The organism is Streptomyces sp. (assembly GCF_031178505.1).
Classification (GTDB): Bacteria; Actinomycetota; Actinomycetes; order Streptomycetales; family Streptomycetaceae; genus Streptomyces; species Streptomyces gulbargensis.
In genome coordinates this window covers 1-2,941 of the sequence record NZ_JAPSIW010000828.1, presented here as the reverse complement: position 1 = coordinate 2,941, position 2,941 = coordinate 1, and the positions used below count along the sequence as shown (strand labels likewise).

Below are 2,941 nucleotides of genomic sequence, written 5' to 3'. Positions count from 1 at the left end.
GCCTCGGCCTTGGCGTCGGCGTTCTGGGTGTCCGGCTTGGCCTCGCGGGTCTCGGTGCGGGCCTCCGCCGTACGGGTCTCGGTCCGGACGGCCTGGACGGCCTCGGCCTTGGCCTCGCCCTCCGGGGAACCGGCGGGGGCGGTGGCACGGCGGCGGCGGCGCTCGCCCACCGGGGCGTCGTCGGCCGCCGGCTGGCCCGGGATGTCGATCTGCTGCTGGGCGACGGCCGGCTCGGCCTTCTCCGCCTGCGGCGCGCCGGTCTCGGCGGCCTCGCCCGTACGGGCCTTGGAGGTGGCGCGACGCTTCGGCTTGGTCTCGGCGGCGTCGGCGGTCTTGGCGGCGGGGCCCGAGGCCTGCGCCTCCTTGATGACCTCGATCAGCTGGCTCTTGCGCATCCGCGCGGTGCCCCTGATGCCGAGGCCGGACGCGACCTGCTGCAGCTCGGCCAGGACCATGCCCTCGAGGCCGGTGCCGGAGCGGCGGCGCCGTGCGGTGCCGCCACTGGCTGCACCTGCGGCGGGCGCGGCGGTGTCGACACTGTTGTCGGCAGTCACGCCCATCAGATCGGTGGTGTCGCTCACGAAGGGTCCTTCCCTGGAGCGGACGTCGGCCATCTGGCTCGGCGACCGGTTGTGCTGTCCGGCAGGGTCCTGGTTGGTGGACCGTGTCCGGGGCGGTGGTCCCGCCGGGTACGGCGGAAGAGAGAAAACGTGCTGGGGTCCGGCCCGAGCGCCCCCTGCTCGGCCCTCGGCAGAGAGAAGCGAGGGGTGTCGTGCCGGTTCCGGAGCGTGCTCGAAACTGCTCAGGCGGGCTGCTCTGGCAGTTGGGGAGGCTCCCGGAAGAATGGCTGGTCCCTAAGGGGACACTGCGCACCGCGCCACAAAGAGGTCGGGTGCAGACTTGAGGTTAACACTACCGGCTCCAACAAACATTCCCCCTCTCCAACACCGGCAATCCCGTGTCCGTCGCCGCCCGGCGTCCGGAACACCGCGCCTGCCAGGGCGTACCCCGCGGATCGCCGTCCTCCCGGCCGATCCGCGGACGCGCCCTAGGGCGCCAGCGGCAGCACGCTCGCTCCCGTCGCGTCGAGGTCGAGCCGGTTGGCGGCCCATCCCTCGCCCGCGAGAAGGGCGACCTTGTCGGCCGTCCCGTGTTCGGCCAGCGCGAGGACCGTGGGGCCCGCGCCGGAGATGACCGCGGGGACCCCGTCCGCCCGCAGCCGGTTCACGAGGGCGACGCTCTCGGGCATCGCCGGGGCCCGGTACTCCTGGTGCAGCCGGTCCTCGGTGGCCGCGAGCAGCAGCTCGGGGCGGCGGGTCAGGGCCTCGACGAGGAGGGCGGCACGTCCCGCGTTGGCGGCGGCGTCCACGTGCGGGACGGTGCGCGGCAGCAGTCCGCGGGCGGTCTCGGTCAGGACCGGCTTTCCGGGGACGAATACCACCGGAACGATGGAATCCGAGGGGTCCATCCTGATCGCCCGGGCGGCGCCGGCCTCGGTCCAGGCGAGGGTGAAACCGCCGAGGAGACAGGCGGCGACGTTGTCGGGGTGGCCCTCGATCTCGGTGGCGAGCTCCAGCAGGGCGGTCTCGTCGAGCCTGGCGTCGCCGCCTATGGTCACGGCGCGGGCGGCGACGATGCCGGCGCAGATGGCGGCCGAGGAGGAGCCGAGGCCCCGGCCGTGCGGGATGCGGTTGGCGCAGACGACCTCGAGGCCGCGCGGCTGTCCGCCGAGCAGGTCGAAGGCCGTGCGCAGGGAGCGTACGAGCAGGTGGCTCTCGTCGCGCGGGAGCGTCTGGGCGCCCTCGCCGGCGATGTCGACGTGCAGCCCGGAGTCGGCGACCCGGACGACCACGTCGTCGTAGAGCCCCAGCGACAGACCGAAGGCGTCGAAGCCCGGGCCGAGGTTGGCGCTGGTGGCGGGGACGCGCACCCGTACGGCGGCGGCGCGGAACGCTGGACCGGCCATCGCTCGATGACTCTCCTTGATTGCGACAACGGGTAATTCAAGAGAAGTACACGGGAACCCGGGGGACCGTTTCGGCCTGGGGGGCGACAACGGCAACGACACCGCGCATATGCGGCGGGGCGGGTTCGGTACAGCCTATCGAAGGAAGGTTCTGTGGCGACATAGGGCGCACAGGAGGCGCACGATGCGTGTCGCGGGCCAACCTGTGCGCCTATGTACGTTCCTGATCGGGTTTCGATCAGTTCCCCTCCCCCGGCCGGAGCGGGGGGAGGGGGGTGGAATCAGGCCAGGCCGAGGCGCTCGGCGGCGGCCGCGGCGTCGACCGGGACGGTGACCGGCTGCGGCGCGCCGGCGACGGCCCAGTCGGGGTCCTTCAGGCCGTTGCCGGTGACGGTGCAGACGATCCGCTGGCCCGGGTCGACCTTGCCCTGCTCGGCGGCCTTCAGCAGACCGGCGACCGAGGCGGCCGAGGCGGGCTCCACGAAGACGCCCTCCTGCGCGGCCAACAGCCGGTAGGCGCGCAGGATCTCACGGTCCGTCACCTCGTCGATGAAGCCGCCGGAGGCGTCGCGCGCGGCGATCGCGTGGTCCCAGGAGGCCGGGTTGCCGATGCGGATCGCGGTGGCGATGGTCGACGGGTCCTTGACGACCTCGCCGCGCACGAGCGGCGCGGAACCGGAGGCCTGGAAGCCCCACATGCGTGGCCGGCGCCCGGCCAGGCCGTCGGCGGCGTACTCGGTGTACCCCTTCCAGTACGCCGTGATGTTGCCGGCGTTGCCCACGGGCAGGACGTGGATGTCGGGAGCGTCACCGAGCATGTCCACGATCTCGAACGCGGCGGTCTTCTGGCCCTCGATGCGGACCGGGTTGACCGAATTGACCAGCGCCACCGGGTAGTTCTCGGAGAGCGAGCGGGCCAGCGTCAGGCAGTCGTCGAAGTTGCCGTCGACCTGGAGGATCTTCGCGCCGTGCACG

3 protein-coding genes are annotated in these 2,941 nt (G+C 72.8%); all 3 read right to left on the bottom strand.

Features of this window, described 5'->3' with window-relative positions; translation table 11 throughout:
* A partial coding sequence (locus RIF68_RS33010; protein ID WP_309055100.1) for a Rho termination factor N-terminal domain-containing protein occupies positions 1-581 on the bottom strand: 581 nt, incomplete at its 3' end.
* Between the two features lie 467 nt (positions 582-1,048).
* Entirely contained in the window at positions 1,049-1,966 is a 918-nt protein-coding gene (gene thrB, locus RIF68_RS33005) for a homoserine kinase (RefSeq protein ID WP_309055098.1), read from the bottom strand.
* Between the two features lie 281 nt (positions 1,967-2,247).
* Positions 2,248-2,941 (bottom strand): threonine synthase (thrC, locus tag RIF68_RS33000; RefSeq protein WP_309055096.1); only part of this gene is annotated, 694 nt, incomplete at its 5' end.